Raw genomic sequence first — 18,345 nt, 5'->3', positions numbered from 1 at the left:
CGCTATGACCAACGAAACAGAAACTCCGAACATTGCCGAACCGGCACAGGAGTACGGTGCAGAATCGATCAAGGTTCTCAAAGGCCTTGAAGCGGTGCGCAAACGCCCGGGCATGTATATCGGGGATACCGATGACGGAACCGGTTTGCACCACATGATCTATGAGGTCGTCGATAACGCAATCGACGAAGCCCTTGCCGGGCATTGTGACACGGTCTGGGTCCAGCTGAATGGCGACGGATCGGCCACCATTCGCGATAACGGCCGTGGCATTCCGACCGACATGCACAAGGAAGAAGGTGTTTCTGCCGCCGAGGTCATCATGACCCAGCTCCATGCCGGCGGTAAGTTCGACCAGAACTCCTACAAGGTTTCCGGTGGTCTGCACGGGGTGGGTGTTTCGGTGGTGAACGCGCTTTCCACCCTGCTGAAATTGCGCATCTGGCGTAATGGCAAGGAACATTACATGGAATTCTCGGGCGGTGACGCGATCAAGCCGCTTGAAGTGGTTGGTGATGCGCCGCTGACGGCTGACGGGACGCCGCTTTCGGGCACCGAAGTCACCTTCTATCCCGACGGTAACATTTTCACCCAGCTTGAATTCGATCTTGCAACGCTTGAGCATCGCCTGCGTGAACTGGCCTTCCTGAACTCGGGTGTGATCCTCACACTTCGTGATGAACGCCATGGTGAACCGGTCGAAACCAAGCTGCATTACGAAGGTGGTATTCGCGCCTTTGTCGAATATCTTGATCGTAACAAGACACGCCAGATCGAAGAATCCATCGTCATTGAAGGCGAAAAGGACGGCATCACTGTTGAAGTCGCCCTGCAGTGGAATGACAGCTATCACGAAACCACGCTCTGCTTTACCAACAACATTCCGCAGCGTGATGGCGGGACGCATATGGCCGGTTTCCGTGCCGCTTTGACCCGACAGATCAACAACTATGCCCAGGAAAGCGGTATCGCCAAAAAGGAAAAGGTTGCCCTTTCCGGTGATGATGCCCGCGAAGGCCTGTCCTGCGTGATCTCGGTCAAGGTTCCTGATCCGAAATTCTCGTCCCAGACCAAGGACAAGCTGGTTTCGTCTGAAGTCCGCCCGGTTGTTGAAAACATCGTCAATGACAAGCTCCAACAGTGGCTCGAAGAACATCCGCAGGACGCACGCAAGATCGTCACCAAGGTGGTCGAAGCTGCATCTGCCCGCGAAGCAGCCCGCAAGGCCCGCGAACTGACGCGCCGCAAGGGTGCGCTTGATATCTCGTCCCTTCCGGGCAAACTTGCTGATTGTCAGGAACGCGATGCGTCCAAAGCCGAACTGTTCATCGTGGAGGGTGATTCCGCAGGTGGTTCGGCCAAACAGGGCCGTGAACGTGGCTTCCAGGCGATCCTGCCGCTGCGCGGCAAGATTCTGAACGTTGAACGCGCACGCTTTGACAAGATGCTTTCAAGTCAGGAAATCGGCACCCTGATTACCGCGATGGGTACCGGGATTGGCCGCGATGACTTCAATATCGAAAAGGCCCGCTACCACAAAATCATCATCATGACCGATGCTGACGTCGATGGTGCGCATATCCGGACCCTGCTTTTGACCTTCTTCTATCGCCAGATGCCCGAACTGATCGAGCGCGGCTATCTTTATATTGCCCAGCCGCCGCTTTATCGTGCCAAACGTGGCAACTCGGTCCAGTATCTCAAGGACGACCGCGAGATGGAACAATACCTCACCGCGCAGGGTACCGAAGAAGCGGTTCTGACTCTTGCTGGTGGTGTGCAGGTTGCCGGTCCTGATCTTGTCCGTATTGTTGAACTGGCCCGCAAGGCCAAGGGTCTTCTTGAACCGCTTTCGATCAAACTTCCGATCTCGGTTCTTGAACAGGCAACCCTTGCCGGTGCGCTCAACCCCGCCCTTCTTGATGATGATGGCAAGCGCGCCGATGCAGCACAGATTCTTGCAACGCATCTTGACAGCCTTGAAGAAGATTTTGATCGCGGCTGGCATGGCGAAGCGCCAATGGATGAAATTGTCATCTGGCGGATGTTGCGCGGCGTTGAACAGCGTCACGTGATTGATGGCAATATCCTGCGTTCTGCCGAAGTCCGTGCGATTGCCGGTCTTCTTGGTGAATTGCGCGAAACCTTTGAAAAAGGTGCGGAATTCGTGGCCAAGGACAAGACCTGGAAAATCAATGGTCCGGTCGATCTGGTCAATGCGGTCATGGAATTCGGTCGTCGCGGCATTTCGATCCAGCGCTATAAAGGTCTGGGCGAAATGAACCCCGATCAGCTGTGGGAAACCACGCTCGACCCGAATGTTCGCTCGCTCCTTCAGGTCAAGGTCAACCATGCCGACGAGGCTGAGGAAGTTTTCTCGACCCTGATGGGCGACATCGTCGAACCGCGCCGCGACTTCATCCAGTCCAACGCACTCAAGGTCGCAAACCTCGACGTTTAAGACCGATTCTTGTGTGAATTGACTCATAAAACTGGAACCATGGCTGTGAACTTTTGCAGCCATGGTTTTTTTTTGGATATGGACTGATAACCTGGTCCGAAGAATCACCCTCGAACTCCAAGTCGTCAAAAAAGGTCGCCATGAAGTGGCTTCCTGAATAGTATCTGCTCGTCAGGCGGGGTATTGCCCCGTCGGAAAATATAAAAACAAATACCAATTCGGGAGGCGCGGACAACAGGCCCAAAGGTCGTTGATCCGTGGAAAATAACGCAATGCGTTTGAGGCCAGCGATTTCGTTTCGCGCTGTGGTCCGACTGGTTGCCGGTATCGTGGCACTTGCGACATACGGTAAGGCGGATGCGTGTGAACTGAGCATTCTGACGTCCTATCCGTCGTCATTCTACAAGCCGTTTATTGACCTTTTTGTTCAGCAAACGGGCGCAGAAGGCGTATGCGTTCAGAACAAGAACACCATTGGCCTGATCTCCCATGTACGCGAAAACCGCCGACCGGTTCCCGATATTGTCTGGGCCAGTTCGCCTGTCGCGTTCGAGCTTCTTGACCAGCAAGATGCCTTGGCCAGATTCCCCGAAAAGGTATCAAAACCGATTGGGGGTGGAGGTATTCAGCCAGATGCACCTGACGGATCACGGTTTGGTTTTGCACTTTCGACGATCGGAGTGATGTCTGGGGCGGATCAGCCGTTTGGAAGCACGGCAATTGAAATCGCCGATCTGGCGTCACCGGACTATTACGGTCTGCTGGGCATGAGTTCACCATCACGCAGCGGCACCACCCACCTTTTTGTCGAAAGCCTGTTGCAACAATATGGCTGGCAGGATGGATGGGCATTGCTGTCGCAAATTGGCGGGAACTTGGCCACGGTCACTGCGCGCAGTTTCGGGGTCCGCGACGGTGTGGCACGCAAACGGTTCCGATACGGGATCGGAATTGATTTTCTGGCCCAGTCTGAACCACAAACAGGCGATGCCTTGTCATTTCAGTCCTTTTCTCCCGGCTGGTATTTTCCAGCCAGTGTGGCGGTGACAGGACTGGGGGCGAAAAATGCGCGGTCCCTTGAATTTGTTGATTTCCTGCGTGGTGATGCTGCCCAGAGATTGCTGTTGCAACCCGAAATCCGGCGTATCCCGATTGATCCGAAATTGTGGCCGCAGGCGGGCTTCTCACCGTCTGAAAACAATCCGGCACAGGGGCTTGACCTGAAACTGGCCGCACGGCGCATGGCGGTAGTCAATGCGCTTTATGATGACATGATCACGCATCGGTTGCTTGAGCTTCGGAAACTGTGGCAATCGTTGCGCCGGCTGGAAGCCACTCCGGTGATTGCCCAGTCTGATGCGACCAAACCATTGTTAAGCGCCGTACGCGACGCATTGGAAACTGTCCCTGTTGCGGCCTTTATGGCCAATGAACACAGTTTTGAACGGGTGTTCTCCGATGCCATTCCATCGGAAAACTCGGTCGTTGGCAGGCTTCGCGTGCAGGACAGCTGGTCAAACGATTTCAGTCAGCGTTTCAAATCGGCCCGTGAATTGATTGCGCGAATGGACTCGTTTCAAAGCCATCTTGATACGGGCGCAGTGAAATGAAGTGGCGTCCGAACAGTCTCAAATCCAAGCTGACCTTGTCGATTTTTGTCATCGCCAGTGTTTCTGTGATGGCAACCGTGATTTCCAACCTGACACTGGGCGGCGTCAGCCAGACAGTTGCCGATCTGGCATCGGAAAATCTTTCGGTTACCGCGACCAGTGCCCGCTTTGCCGAGATCGGTCAGGAAATCAGGGTTGATACTCCGCGTTTAGGCAGTGCCACGACCCAATATGGTCGACAAGAGGCCCTTAACAATCTGGAAGGCCATTTCAGGGACCTGAAACAGCTCAGCGACGAACTTGCAATCTATGCGCCGGAACTGACTGAAAAGCTGACGGGGTTGCTGGATGCCTTGATGAGCAATGTCGAAAAGCTTGATGCCAATGTCGCGGGCAAATTTACCATGCGCGACGATCTGGGCCGACAGGTGGCAAGGATCAACCGGCTGCATAGTGACTTCTTGCTTGAAGTCGATCCCTTGCTGATTGATGCCAATTTTAACGTGACATCGGCAATTGATCGCAGCTTTGCGACACCGGGACAGGAAATTCAGGCCGATGCAGTCATCAACGAAGTTCGTTTTACCGAGGCACTTGGTCGTTTGCACGCAGCGTGTAATCTGATTGTTGGTTTGATGTTGCGCGCGGTTGGCGAAGATGACTTCGGGGCGATTGAACAACTTCGGCTCCGGCTTCTGGAAAGCATTACAGAGGCCAACGAAAATCTTCCAGCTTTGCAGCAAAACAGCAGTTCCATCACCCTGCTTCAGATTTGGCGTGAAATTGCATCTTATGGGGATAGTCCGCGTGATCTGCTTGAATTGAAGCTGCGTGAAACGGCGTTGCGCCGTCAAAATACCCAGCTTCAGAATGAAAGTGCCATCTTGCTTGAGGCATTGGGCGGGCTTGTTGCCGATACGGTGCGCGAAAGTGGTCAGCGGACAGAAAGTGTATCGCTTCAGATCAAACAGGAAGTGCGAAACGGGCAGTTGTTCGGTGTCCTTGCCGGTGTTGCCACTGTGGTATTGTTGATCCTGTTTTCGGTGTTCTTTATCCGTGGGCAGTTGTTGCAGCGATTGATGCGTGTCTTGTCTTCCATGCAGATCATAGCCGACGGTAATTTTGCGCACCGGGTTCTGGTTGATGGCAAGGATGAGATCGGACAGCTTGCTGATGCGGTGCGATTGTTCCGTCACAAGTCCCAGGAACTTGAAACCCATGCCGAGGTGCTTCAGGAAACCAACAGTGAATTGCGCCACGAAATTGCCTTGCGCCATCAGGCCGAGCAGGATTTGCGCGAAACCCAGGCTGAGCTTTTGCAGGCAGCCAAACTTGCTGCGTTGGGGCAGTTATCTGCAAGTATCGCCCATGAATTCAATCAGCCACTCGCCGCCCTCAGTTCCTATAACCACAATGCCGAACTGTATCTGGAGCGTGGCGAAATCGAAAAATGCCGCGAAAAGCTGGAAGATATCGACAGGCTGGTCAAACGTCTTTCAAAGACATCGAACCATTTGAAAAGCTTTGCCCGCCGACCGCAAGAAGCCGTTACACGCCATAGCGCGGTCGAGGTTTTGGAAAACGCATTGTCGCTGTTTGACGAGCGGGTGACGCGGGGCAATATCAAACTTGTTCGTGATTATCCCGAAGGCCCGGTTCATGTGCTGACCGATCCGGCAAAGCTTGAACAGGTCTTGGTCAATCTGATCAGTAACGCGATTGATGCGGTGGAAAATCAGGAAACGCCGACCTTGCATCTGGTGATCAGTGAAACCGACCGTCGGGCGATCATTTCGGTGGTGGATAATGGCACCGGATTTGCACAGGAAGTCAGTGATAAACTGTTTGAACCCTTCTTTACGACCAAGCCACCGGGCAAGGGGCTGGGGCTTGGATTGTCGATTTCATTCAACATCATTCGTGACCTTGGCGGCCGCTTGCAGGTTTTGCCGGGGACCGGTGATCAGGGTGGGACGACCGCAACTGTGGAGCTGTTTAAAACGTGACCGATAACAGTGTAAAACCACCTGTCCTGCTGATTGACGACGAAGCTGAAATTCGCCGTGCCTGGGAAGAAACCCTGCATTTGAATGACTTCACCCCGCATCCGTTCGAAGACGGGGCGGCGGCAATTGCGACCCTGGATGCAGGTTGGCCGGGTGTGGTCCTGACAGATCTGCGAATGCCGGGGATGGACGGGTTTGGCGTGCTGGATGCGGTTAAACGCATTGATCCGAAAATCCCGGTTATTATCGTGACCGGGCACGGTGATATTCCAATGGCAACCAAGGCGGTCAAAGCCGGGGCCTATGATTTCATCGAAAAGCCCGCTGACCCTGACACTTTGCTTGCGGTTATGGCGCGTGCAGCCGAACTCCGCCGGCTGGTTCTGGAGAACCGCCGTCTGAGCAATAGCAGTCCGGACGGTTACAAGATCGAAAACCACATCATGGGCAACCACCCGAAAATCGAGCGTCTGCGCGCGCAAATTGCGGTCGTTGCCGGGGCGGATGTCAACACGGTGATCTATGGAGAAACCGGTACCGGTAAGGAGCTGGTTGCCCGCGCATTACATGAATTGGGACCGCGCAAGGACGGGCCGTTCATCGCGATCAATTGTGGTGCCCTGAACGAAAACCTGATTGCCAGCGAGTTGTTTGGTCATGAAACCGGGGCGTTTACCGGTGCTGATCGTCGCCGTATCGGCAAGCTCGAACAGGCCAGCGGCGGAACACTTTTCCTTGATGAAATTGAAAGCATGCCGCTTGGCCAGCAAACCCAGCTTTTGCGTGCCTTGCAAGGGCAGGTGATTGAACGGCTCGGCGGCAAATCCCAGATCAAGATTGATGTACGTGTGGTTGCTGCCGCCAAGGAAGACCTCGAACTGGCATCCGAGGAAACACGGTTCCGTGCTGATCTTTACTATCGGTTGGCGGTTGCGTCCCTGACCATTCCGTCCTTGCGAGAACGTGGGGATGATATCGCACTTTTGTTTGTGCACTACGTGACCAAGGCCTGTCGCAAGCACGGTTTGACAATCCCGGAAATCAGCGAGATCAATCTTGACGAGCTACGTGGAAAGTCATGGCCAGGGAATGTGCGTGAACTGGTAAATGCAGCCGAACGCTATGCCTTGCAGCTCGAAAATGCCGGGATGGTATCCGATCCGCTAGATAGCGGGGTCATGTCATTGCCGGATCAGATTGATGCCTTTGAGAAAAAGGTCATTGTATCTGCCTTGCGGCGTTGTGGCGGACGGGTTCAGGAAACCGCTGATTATCTGTCGATCCCGCGCAAGAAACTGTACCTTCGGATGCAGTACCACACGATCGACAAACGCACATTTTCCAGCACCGAATAACGGGTCGTTTGTGACACGTGACTTTTTGAAAATGTGTCAATATTGACCCAAATAGTATTTTGGTGTGCTGGGGGTTATTAAATTTTCCCATATTTTTCAGATATTTATAGCAACATGCGGAAAGTACGTGTTCTGGCATAGGCGTTGCTCTTGTTTGGTTACCGACATTGTCGGTCAATGAACAACCAAATAGGGAGGAACCAGTGTCTAAAATGGTTCACAAGACTCTGCGCCACCTGGGGACAGGTGTTGCGATCGCGGCAATGCTTGCCACAGCGACGGCCCATGCCGCCGACGACAAGCTTGTCATTGTTACGTCGTTTCCGTCTGACCTGACCGACGTTTTCAAAAATGCCTTCATGAAGGAAAACCCGTCGATTTCCGTCGAGGTCGTCAATAAAAGCACCTCGTCAGGCGTGAAGTACCTGATTGAAACGGCACAGAACAACCAGTCCGATATCTTCTGGGCGTCGGCACCGGATGCTTTTGAGGTGCTGAAAGAAAACAGCCTTCTGGCGAAGTATGAATCATCTGTCGGCGGCGTTGCCAGCGAACTGAACGGTTACCCGATCAACGATCCGGATGGCTACTATTCCGGTTTTGCCCTGTCGGGTTATGGCTTCATGTGGAACGAACGTTACATGGACGCCTACAAACTTCCGGAGCCGACCGAATGGGAAGATCTGGCAAAACCGGTCTATAACGGTCATGTCGGTATTTCTGCGCCGTCGCGTTCCGGTACCACGCACCTGACGATTGAAACCATTCTTCAGGGCGAAGGGTGGGAAAAAGGATGGCAGACCATCCGCGATATTTCCGGTAATGCCAAAACCATCACCGAGCGCAGCTTTGGCGTGCCGGACGGCGTGAACAGCGGTTCATTCGGCATCGGTATCGTTATCGACTTCTTCGGTTTCTCGTCGATGGCATCGGGCTTCCCGGTTGATTTCCGTTATCCGAGCGTCACCGCACTTGTTCCGGCCAACATTGGTGTGATCAACAACGCCCCGAATAGCGAACCAGCCAAGAAATTCATCGACTTCCTGATGTCTGAAACCGGTCAGGGCCTGTTGTTCGATCCGAAAATCATGCGTCTTCCGGTCAATAAAAGCGTTTATGCAAACGCACCGAAGGGCCTGCCGAACCCGTTTGACGGCTCGATCAAGTCCGAAGTCAAATTTGACACTGCTGTTTCGCAGGGACGCTATAACGTTGTGAACTCGCTGTTCGACGTCATGGTGACCTATCGTCTGGAAGACCTGCGTGCAGCAGTTGTTGCCATCCAGGAAGCCGAAGTTGCCCTGGCTGAAAACGGTTCTGCCAATGCCGAGGCAACCAAGCTGATCGCCGAAGCCAAGGCACTTCTTCATACGCTTCCGGTTGACGAAGCAAAGGCAAATGATCCTGAATTTGCTGCAATTTTCAAAACCAAGCGTAAGAAGCAGACAGACAAGGTCGAAGGCCGTCAGGCTGAGATCGAGCAGGAATGGGACAACCAGATTGTTCAGAACTATCAGAAAGCAGCCGAGCTCGCGAATACGGCTCGCTTCATGTTCTAGGCTGTACTGACCTCCCTGGTGTCATGTAGCGCCACCACGCAGCCGCTGGGGGTATGCGCGGGGCCTGCATGATGCTCACCCTCCCTGCCAGAGAATTTCATCACATTGACCTCTCTGGCAGGGGCCTAATTTCCCGACATTGGAGAATACTCATGTCCTCCGCCGCTATTGCGCGACCGGTGCGTTTTTCTTCGCTTGGTCCATACATGGTCGCTGGGATTGTGGTCCTGTTCCTTGGGGCATTCCTTCTGGTGCCGGTCCTGAAAGTTATTCAGGTGGCATTCCAGGACCCGTCCAGCGGTTCGTTCACGATGGTGAACTTCCAGGACTTCTTTAACAGTTCGCTTTTCCGCCAGTCCTTCTTCAACTCGGTCTATGTGTCGGGTATGTCTGTCGTGTTTGCGTCGGCATTTGCGTTGCCACTGGCCTATTTCACGACCCGGTTCAATTTTTCCGGTTCGGTCATTATCCAGACGCTGGCCTTTGTGCCACTCATCATGCCACCCTTTATTGGGGCTGTGGCCATGCAGTTGCTGTTTGGATCGAATGGCAGTGTAAACCTTTTGATGCGCGACTGGTTCGGGTTCGACATTCCCTTCATGGAAGGTCTGAATGGGGTCATCTTTGTTCAGTCGATCCACTATTTCCCGTTCATCCTGATCAATCTGAGTGCCAGCCTTCAGAACATTGACCGTTCGATGGAAGAAGCAGGCCAGATGCTGGGTTCAAGCGGCTTCCGTCTGTTCCGCCGAATTGTCTTCCCGCTAGCCATGCCTGGCTATATCGCCGGTGCGTCGCTGGTGTTCGTCAAGGTTTTTGACGATCTGGGGACGCCGCTTTTGCTGAACGTCAACACCATGCTGGCCCCGCAGGCTTATCTGCGTATTTCGTCGATCGGTATCTCTGACCCGATGGGATATGTGATTTCCTGTATCCTGATCGTCTTCTCGGTCTTTGCGATGTGGGTGGCGTTCCTTGGCATGCGCGGCAAGGATTACTCGACCACGCAAAAAGGCGGTGGCGGCCTTTCCAAGCGCGATCTGCGCTCACATGAAGCCATCCTTTGCTATGTTGTGATTTTCTCGATCCTGGGGATCGTTCTGGCCCCGCATCTGGGCTTGTTGCTGCTGTCATTCGGCTCTGTCTGGTCCTTTAGTGTCCTGCCCGACAGCTTCACCACCAGCCACTATGGCACGGCATTTACCTCTGCCTGGACCTTTATCAAGAACACACTGATCTATGCCGGTCTTGCCGGGGTTATTGATATCGTTCTTGGAACGGCGATTGCCTATGTGGTGATGCGCACCAATGTGATTGGTCGTAAATGGCTTGATTACCTTGCGGTTTCGGCCCTTGCGGTTCCGGGCGTCGTGCTTGGTATCGGTTATCTGCGTGTGTTCTATGGCGTGAATATGCCATTCACCGATCAGCCAATGGCAACCTGGTGGGGGATTATTGTTATTGCCCTTGCTGTACGCCGTTTGCCTTATGCGCTTCGTTCTTGCACCGCTGCCTTGCAGCAGGTTTCCCCGTCGCTTGAAGAAGCATCGGAAAACCTTGGTGCATCCAAGTTCCGTACAGTTCGACGCATTGTTGTACCGCTGATGGCAAGCGGCCTTGTCGCTGGCTTTGTCACCAGCTTCTCGACCGCAGCGGTGGAACTTTCCGCAACCATCATGCTTGTTTCGACTGAAAATGACGCACCGCTTGCCTATGGACTTTATCTGTTCATGCAGTCGGCTGCCGGGCGTGGTCCGGGTGCGGCACTGGGTGTGATGGCTGTGATCATTGTTGGTCTGGCGACCTATCTGTCACACCGCATGGTTGACCGTGCGCGTCAACAGCGCAGCAGCATGGAACAAGCCACAGGGGACGTCGCATGACCGTCACAAGCAATCCTTCCAATAATCGTCGCGCGGAGGCCGACACCATGACCACGATGCAAACCTCACCGGTTCAGATCGACATTGAAAATCTTTCCCTGTCATTCGGTAATACCGAAGTTCTCAAAGGGGTCAATCTTGCCATTCGTCCAGGCGAATTCTTTGCTTTTCTCGGGCCGTCGGGTTCGGGAAAATCCACGCTGTTACGTGCCATTGCCGGATTTGGTCCGACCCCTAAAGGTCAGATCAAACTGGATGGTCAGGATATTGTCGGTTCCGTTCCCTGGCAGCGTAATGTCGGCATGGTGTTCCAAAGCTATGCACTTTGGCCGCATATGACGGTTGCCAAAAACGTTGCCTTTGGCCTTGAAGAACGCAAGGTCCCGGCATCCGAGATTGGCCCGAAAGTCCGTGCTGCGCTGGAACTGGTTGGCATGGGTGATTATGCCGAACGTTTCCCGTCACAGCTTTCGGGCGGGCAGCAGCAGCGCGTTGCACTTGCACGTACCATCGTGGTTGAGCCGCGCGTTCTGCTTCTTGACGAACCACTTTCAAATCTTGATGCCAACCTGCGTGTGCAGATGCGTCAGGATTTGCTCAAACTGCAACGTCGTCTTGGCATTACCACCATCTTCGTGACCCATGATCAGGAAGAAGCCAACACCATCTGTGACCGTATTGCGGTAATGGCAGATGGCGTGGTTCAGCAAATCGGTCGCCCCGATGAAGTTTATGACAATCCGGCCAACAGCTTTGTTGCAAAGTTCCTTGGCACGGCAAACATCCTCGAAGGCGAGGTCGTCCCGTCTGCGGATGGCAGGAGCTTCGATTGCGGTGCCGGCCTTCGCATTCCCGTTAGTGCAGACGAAGCAACCGGCAAGGCACGGTTGGTGGTGCGTCCCGAAAGTATCGAGTTTGGCAGCGACAGTACGAAAGACCCCCTGTCGGGCTCGGTTGTATCGGCCGAGTTCCTCGGCGGAATGGTACGTTATGCCGTTGATGTCAATGGACAGGAACTGTTGGTCGATGAACGCCACACGCGTGGCCAGAAGCGGATGGAAAAGGGGAAACAGGTTATCTTGAAGCTTGATCCTGCTCAGGCGGTTCTGATCCGCGACTGATTTCGAAAAGCCGGGGCACTGAACGTCATGATCGTTCAGTGCCCATTTTTCATGACCCGCTTCACGAAGATTAGAAAATGTCTGAAACCAAACTCCCGACCATTCTGCTTATCCGCCACGGTGAAACCCAGTGGAACATCGAAGGACGCTTGCAAGGTGGGCAGGATACCCCCTTGACCCTGAACGGTTTTCGCCAGATTTGCGCCGTTGCAGAGAACACGCGTGACATTTGGACAAAGTTGTCTGCAACCGGCACCGTCAGTTACATCTGCAGTCCGCTTGGTCGCGCCCGCCAGACAGCCTCGATCCTCGCTGATTCCTGGGGAATCCGGTATTCGGCATTCCAAAGTCATGATGCGATTGCGGAACGTAATTATGGTGCATGGGAAGGTATGACTTTGTCGGAAGTTTCCCGGATCCGTCCAGCAGAGTTTGGCGCCCACCAGCGCGATCTATGGGACTATCAGGTCCCCGGAGGAGAGAGCAAAAGTCAGCTTTGCGCAAGAATTGAACGCTGGCTTGCCCGGCTCTCTACCGATCAACCACATGTGGTCGTTACCCACAGCGGGTGTTTTCGTTTGATTCGCGGGCTTTATGTTAGGGCTTCGAAGACGGAAATGGATGCATACCGTGAACCGCAAACAACGTCGTATTTGCTCAGTGACTCTAATGCTCGTGAATGCGTGATGCCGATAGAGTTGACCAAAAGATTCGACCTGAATTCCGAAGCCCTGACCGTCCAGATTTAAAGTCAGTATCTTTTCGGATGGTTTTCGGATGCCAGAGGTTCGGCGTCTTGAACACCGTATATTCACATCATCCTTTGAGCCAAATAGCATGATTGATCGGTGCAGCAGGGAATATTGAGATGATCAAGTACTTCCAGCACCGACCTTTCCCGCGACCATTCTTTCAATCAGGCTGGTTTGTCTTTGCAGGCATTTGTGCAATTCGAACCGGTTTGTGATTGTCTTGCGCGCATTTTCGCGCAAATGCGCAAGCCGTTCCTGATTCTCAAGGCAATACGCCATTTTTTCGGCAAGGCTGTCGCTGTCCCAGAAATCGGTCAGAAGGCCGTTTTGCTGATCGCTGATAATATCGTGACAGGGGCCGGTATCCGATGCGATGAGCAATGCCCCGCACGCCATGGCTTCAAGTGCGGACCATGACAGCACAAACGGATATGTCAGATAGATATGTGCCGAGCTGATCTGATAGACCCGCACAAGCTGGTCATGGCTGATCTGACCCAGAAAATGAATGCGTGACGGATCAAGACCGGTTTCTGCCATCATGACATCGCGCCATTTCTGCCCGTCGCGGCGCACCTGTCCGTAACTGACGCCATCGCCCCCGGCGACGACGAACTGCACCGACGGATCGCGTTTTGCAAGTCTGACTGCGGCATGCATAAAGGTCGGGAACCCGCGATAGGGTTCAAGATCGCGCGCGACATAGGTAATCACCCTGTCCTCGCGCGTAAGAACCCGGCCATCTGGCAATGTGAAGCTGGCCTGTGCATTTGGACGGCATCGATGGATATCGATCCCGTCATGGCACACGCCGATCTTGTGGTGATAGGCATCTGGAAAGGCCGATTTTTGCCAGTGTGTCGGGCTGATCGCCGCATCAAGATGATCAAGGCTGGCAAGTTGCGCAACATTGCGCAGGCGTAATTGCGTGCGCTTTTGCAGGGGAACCTGATCATTCGGGTCAAACCCGACATCGCGGCCACTGGCATGATAGTAATGTTCGCAATAACCGATCAGCGGTGTCGCCGGCAGCACATCGCGGGCAAACATCATGCTGCCCCATCCGATATGCCCGTAAACGATATCGGGCGGTCCTTCTTCGCGAACAAGTGCATCAAGGGTGGTCGCCGCCCTGAGACCGACTTCCTGATGATATTGTCCAAATGGTGTTGTCGGTGCCGGTGGCGTGACGCGTTGCCGGAGGATGCGGATGCCAGGCAGTCGAACATTCATTGCTTCGCACAGGAAGGAAACCTGCCATCCGGTATTGGCCAGATGGCAGGCAAGATGAACAAACTGTCCCGGTCCATGACGATGGACGAAGACTATTTTCATCGACGGTTTCGAACCTCGTTTACTTCAATCATGCCATTGATGGGCACACCGCCATATCGAAGTGTCTGGGTCCAGAACTCCTCAAGGCGTCGCAAGGTTCGCAGGGCTGTTTCCATTTCCTGCTGGTCTTCAAGATTGTTGGCCAGCGCGTCGTGATATTCTTCGTGAAATTCATGAAGGGCACGGCACAATTCACGACCCTTCGGGGCAAGCCTGATCCGTGCAGAACGTCTGTCACGTGCCATTACCTGCCGTTCAACATAGCCCGACTCAGCAAGCTGTTTGAGGTTATAGGAAGCGTTCGAACCCATGTAATGGCCGCGATCAAGAAGATCACGAACAGAGAGTTCATCATCGCCAATTGTGAATAACAGCGCCACTTGTGCGGGGCTGATGTCATCTTTACCGAGTCGAATCAGATCAACCCGAAGCAAGTCTGCAAATCGTCGATAAATGCGCTCGACAGTATTTGCCAGTTCAAGATGAGTGACGGTCATGGTGTTCGATCCGTTATCTGGTCCCAAGCGAGATTTGATGCCAAAGCAATATGCCAAGGCACAATTTTCGTTTTGGGGAAGACAACAGGACGTTGTTCTTGAACGATTTTCCGCACGCCCTTACTTCCCACAGTTATGCTCGTATTAAAGAAGTAATTCTAAAGTATTTTTATTTTTGAATTACTTCTGAGTTATTAGTTTTTACATTGTCCAACCATCAACATGAGATCGACATATTTAAATTTATTGTAGATCATCATGTCATCGCAACTATGTGATTAGATTGCGGAAAAACTATGACTTTTGAGTAATTGGATGAAATTCGATGCATTTTGGTCGGAAAAAGCTGGCAAAACCTTTGGAAAACAAGGATGCCAGACCAGCACTCGACGTGCAGTCGGTAATCCGCGAAGCCCGATATACCTTTGTGCGGGGGTTGGGCTGGGCCGGGGTCATGAGCGGCTTTATCAATGTGCTGCAATTGACCGTGCCGCTTTTCATGCTTCAGGTGCATGATCGCGTTATCAACAGTCAAAGTACCGATACCCTGATCCTGCTTCTGGTGATCGCGATTGCCGCAATCATCCTGTTCGGGATTCTCGACTTCTTGCGCGCACTGGTTTTTCAGGAAATGGCAAAATCCCTGCTGCGCCGTGTCAATCTGCCCGCCATTTCTGCGGCAATGCGCGTCGCCCTTGAAAAGGGATCGCTGCATGGCACGCAGGTTCTGCGGGATTTGTCCGATCTTCGAAACTTCATCAATGGTTCGACAATCGGCGCACCGCTGGAAGCCCTGTGGTCGCCGATCTTCCTGTTGGTGATGTTTGCCCTGCATCCCTATTACGGCATTGCCGGGCTGGTCGCCGTTCTGATCCTGATCGGGTTCAGCTTGCTCGGTGATCTTCTGGTCCGGCAGGTCACCAAGGAGGGAACCGATGCCAATCTGCGCAATATTGGCGATATCGGGGCCACTGTTTCCAATGCCGAGGCGATCGAGGCCATGGGCATGATGCCGGCGCTGGCCATGCGCTGGCGGCGTGAACAGATACATGCAAGCGAGCTTCTTGATGTCGGCAATATGCGCAGCAAGGGCATGTATTCCATGACCCGAACGGTGCGATTCGGCATGCAGATCGTCATTCTGGCGATGGGGGCTTATCTGGTGATTATCGGTGAAACCACGCCCGGCGCCATGATCGGGGGGACGGTGATCATGGGGCGGTTGCTTTTGCCCTTTGACAATGTGACGCGCGACTGGCGGGCATGGGTGGGGGCAATTTCGGCCTGGAAACGCATTCGCTCGATGCTCGAAGAAACCCAGTCAGAACGTGAAATCAAACCAACCCCGCGTTCCGAAGGTCCGCTTCTGGTGGATAATCTGGTCTATGCCGTGCCGGGATCAAATGTGCCGGTGTTGCGCGGGGTCAGTTTTGAACTTTTCCCCGGTGAAATCCTTGGCGTGGTTGGCCCGTCTGCGGCGGGTAAATCAACCCTGTCGCGGTTGCTTGTCGGGGCGGCCAAACCGACATCGGGCGGGGTCTATCTGAATGGGCATAATGCCTATTTGTGGGAGCGCGGATCGTTTGGCGACATGGTGGGCTATTTGCCGCAATCGGTGTCGCTCTTGAACGGGACAATTCGCGACAATATCAGCCGGATGCGCGATTCAAACCCGCGCAAGGTGATCAATGCCGCACGCGCCGCCGGTGTGCATGAAATGATCGGGCGTCTGCCGCTGGGCTATGACACACCGATTGGGGCGGGTCGCCATACACTTTCAGGCGGGCAGCAACAGCGCATTGCACTCGCACGTGCCCTTTATGGCTGGCCGCGTCTGCTTGTCCTTGATGAACCCAACGCAAATCTTGATGCCGAAGGCGAGGCATCCCTGATCCGGGCCGTGCGGCAGGCCGCCGATTCCGGGGCGATGGTGGTGCTGATCGCCCATCGTCAGAGCATCATGCAATACGCCCATAAATTGCTGGTGATGCAGGACGGTCGGGTCAAACAGTTTGGCGAACGGACAGACATCATCCGCAACATGTCCAATGAGGGCGACGGGATCAAAAACATTCCCGTCATCGCCCATAAGCAGGAAAGCGGAGGTGCAGCATGAGCCGTGTCATTGATGTTGATAATGAAGGCGCGCTGATCCCGGTCGATGATCCGCAGGTGCCATGGCACCAGATCCTGACCGAAGAACGCGAAGCATCCCGCCAGAGTCTGCGCAAACCGATCCTTGCCGGGATTGCGGTCATTGTTCTGGGCTTTGGCGGTTTTCTGACCTGGGGATTTACAGCCGAGCTTGACAGTGCGGCGGTGGCCAACGGATCGGTGATCGTTGATTCCCGCAAAAAGACCGTCAACCACTATGAAGGCGGTATCCTCAAACAGCTTGTGGTCGAGGAGGGGGATCGGGTCACGGTCGGGCAGACCCTTGCGCTGCTTGATGGTACGCGCAGTGAATCAGAACTCGGTCAGTTGCGCGGCGAACGCTACGGTCTTCTGGCAAAGCTGACCCGGCTGCGCGCCGAGCAGCGGGGCGACAGGGAAGTCATTTTCCCGACCGAACTTACGCAGAATGCCGAAAGCTATGTCGCCGATATTCTCCGCGATGAAAAACGCCTGTTTGCCAAGCGTCAGGAAGTCTATGCCGCCAAGCTTGATGCCCAGGCCAAACAGATCGAACAGTTCGAAGCCGAAGCCCAGGCGCTTGCTTCCCAGATCAAGGCGCGCACCCGGCAGGAAAAGCTTGTCGCAGAACAGCTTCAGGGCATCCGCCAGCTTGCCGAAAAGGGCTTTGCCACCCGCACCCAGCTGGTTGAAATTGAAAATAACTGGTCGGATCTGGTCGGGGATATGGGTGAATTCAAAGCCCAGAAAGCCGCAGCCCAGCAACAAAAGGCCGAAGCCGAGATCAATCTGGCTTCAATCGAGATGGAATGGCAAAGCGATATCGCAACCGAAATTCAGGAAGCCCAGTTGGCGCTGAATGACGTGACCCAGCGTATCCGTGCCAGCCGCGATGTTCTGGATCGTCTTGAAGTCAAGGCACCGCAATCGGGAACCGTTGCCAATATCCAGATCAGGACACCGGGCGGGGTCATCAGCCCGGCCGAGCCGATCATGGATATCATCCCCGAAGACGAACCATTGGTGATCGAGGCGCGCATCAATCGACAGGATATCGACTCGGTCCATGTCGGCTCAAAGGCGCAAATTCGACTGACCGCCTATAGTCAGCGCAAACTGGCCCCGCTGGCCGGTGAAGTTCGCTATGTCGCGGCCGACCAAACCGTTGATGAGCAACGTGATAGCTCATATTACATCGTGCGTGCGGCCATCAATCCTGATGAGTTGGCAAAGCATGAAGACATCAAATTGCGCCCGGGCATGCCGGCCACCATTCTTGTGCTGAAGTCACCGCGCAAGGCGATTGATTATCTCATCGACCCGATTGCCCAGAGCATGGAAAAGGCATTCCGCGAGGAATAAGACAGCCGAAATCAAGCCCTTTGCCATCAAGGCCGTTCCTGAAACTCAACGGGGACGGCCTTTTTACTTAAAGTATTGATCGAAATTTGAAGTAAATAAAGAATAAAATAGAACAAATAATAATCAAATAAGCGAGTTACTTTTGAAGTAAGTCACAATATTGACAAAATAAAAACACGACAATACCCTCCACATACTAAATAAAAAAATATAGGGTTTCTGAGTGGTCGTTCAGGGCGACTTTCAGTTTGCCCTGAGGGAACGGCCATCC

12 protein-coding genes are annotated in these 18,345 nt (G+C 53.8%); 10 read left to right on the top strand and 2 right to left on the bottom strand.

Going from position 1 to position 18,345, the window contains the following annotated elements; all coding sequences use genetic code 11:
* Nucleotides 1-4: 4 nt before the first annotated feature.
* The 8 genes from gyrB (at nt 5) to TH30_RS00785 (ending at nt 12,744) form a co-directional block, all read left to right on the top strand.
* The gene (gene gyrB / locus TH30_RS00820) at nt 5-2,461 is read left to right on the top strand and encodes a DNA topoisomerase (ATP-hydrolyzing) subunit B (RefSeq protein WP_114096209.1); all 2,457 of its coding nucleotides are present in this window, start codon (nt 5-7) and stop codon (nt 2,459-2,461) included.
* Between the two features lie 272 nt (nt 2,462-2,733).
* Nucleotides 2,734-4,071, top strand: a complete 1,338-nt coding sequence (locus tag TH30_RS00815) for an ABC transporter substrate-binding protein (RefSeq protein WP_114096208.1) — start codon at nt 2,734-2,736, stop codon at nt 4,069-4,071.
* On the top strand, nt 4,068-6,077 hold the full coding sequence (locus tag TH30_RS00810) for an ATP-binding protein (protein WP_114096207.1): 2,010 nt from the start codon (nt 4,068-4,070) through the stop codon (nt 6,075-6,077). Before TH30_RS00815 ends, TH30_RS00810 begins: the two co-directional genes overlap by 4 nt.
* On the top strand, nt 6,074-7,432 hold the full coding sequence (locus TH30_RS00805) for a sigma-54-dependent transcriptional regulator (protein ID WP_114096206.1): 1,359 nt from the start codon (nt 6,074-6,076) through the stop codon (nt 7,430-7,432). The genes TH30_RS00810 and TH30_RS00805 overlap by 4 nt, the downstream gene beginning before the upstream one ends.
* Before the next feature lie 212 nt (nt 7,433-7,644).
* Nucleotides 7,645-8,991, top strand: coding sequence for an extracellular solute-binding protein (locus tag TH30_RS00800; RefSeq protein ID WP_114096205.1), 1,347 nt, complete (start codon nt 7,645-7,647; stop codon nt 8,989-8,991).
* 152 nt (nt 8,992-9,143) lie between these two features.
* A complete protein-coding gene (locus TH30_RS00795) occupies nt 9,144-10,874 on the top strand; it encodes an ABC transporter permease (RefSeq protein WP_114096204.1) in 1,731 nt (576 codons plus the stop codon).
* Nucleotides 10,871-11,995 carry an ABC transporter ATP-binding protein gene (locus TH30_RS00790; RefSeq protein ID WP_220150259.1) on the top strand — a complete coding sequence of 375 codons (1,125 nt, stop codon included), beginning with the start codon at nt 10,871-10,873 and terminating at the stop codon, nt 11,993-11,995. The genes TH30_RS00795 and TH30_RS00790 overlap by 4 nt, the downstream gene beginning before the upstream one ends.
* 77 nt (nt 11,996-12,072) lie before the next feature.
* Entirely contained in the window at nt 12,073-12,744 is a 672-nt protein-coding gene (locus TH30_RS00785; RefSeq protein WP_114096203.1) for a histidine phosphatase family protein, read from the top strand.
* A 123-nt stretch (nt 12,745-12,867) separates the two neighbouring features.
* Here the strand turns inward: TH30_RS00785 and TH30_RS00780 are convergent, their stop codons facing one another.
* Nucleotides 12,868-14,082, bottom strand: a complete 1,215-nt coding sequence (locus TH30_RS00780; protein ID WP_114096202.1) for a glycosyltransferase — start codon at nt 14,080-14,082, stop codon at nt 12,868-12,870.
* Entirely contained in the window at nt 14,079-14,579 is a 501-nt protein-coding gene (locus TH30_RS00775; RefSeq protein WP_114096201.1) for a MarR family winged helix-turn-helix transcriptional regulator, read from the bottom strand. Before TH30_RS00775 ends, TH30_RS00780 begins: the two co-directional genes overlap by 4 nt.
* 325 nt (nt 14,580-14,904) lie before the next feature.
* Here TH30_RS00775 and TH30_RS00770 point away from each other — a divergent pair, with 325 nt between their 5' ends.
* Both TH30_RS00770 and TH30_RS00765 read left to right on the top strand, forming a co-directional pair.
* Entirely contained in the window at nt 14,905-16,695 is a 1,791-nt protein-coding gene (locus tag TH30_RS00770; protein ID WP_114096200.1) for a type I secretion system permease/ATPase, read from the top strand.
* Complete coding sequence (locus TH30_RS00765) at nt 16,692-18,074, top strand: HlyD family type I secretion periplasmic adaptor subunit (protein ID WP_114096199.1); 1,383 nt, start codon at nt 16,692-16,694, stop codon at nt 18,072-18,074. The genes TH30_RS00770 and TH30_RS00765 overlap by 4 nt, the downstream gene beginning before the upstream one ends.
* The last annotated feature ends 271 nt before the right edge of the window (nt 18,075-18,345 follow it).

The sequence above is a fragment of the Thalassospira profundimaris genome (assembly GCF_003326795.1).
Lineage (GTDB): Bacteria > Pseudomonadota > Alphaproteobacteria > Rhodospirillales > Thalassospiraceae > Thalassospira > Thalassospira profundimaris_C.
The sequence above is the reverse complement of the archived record's forward strand: the minus strand, read 5'-3'. Positions and strand labels throughout refer to the sequence as shown.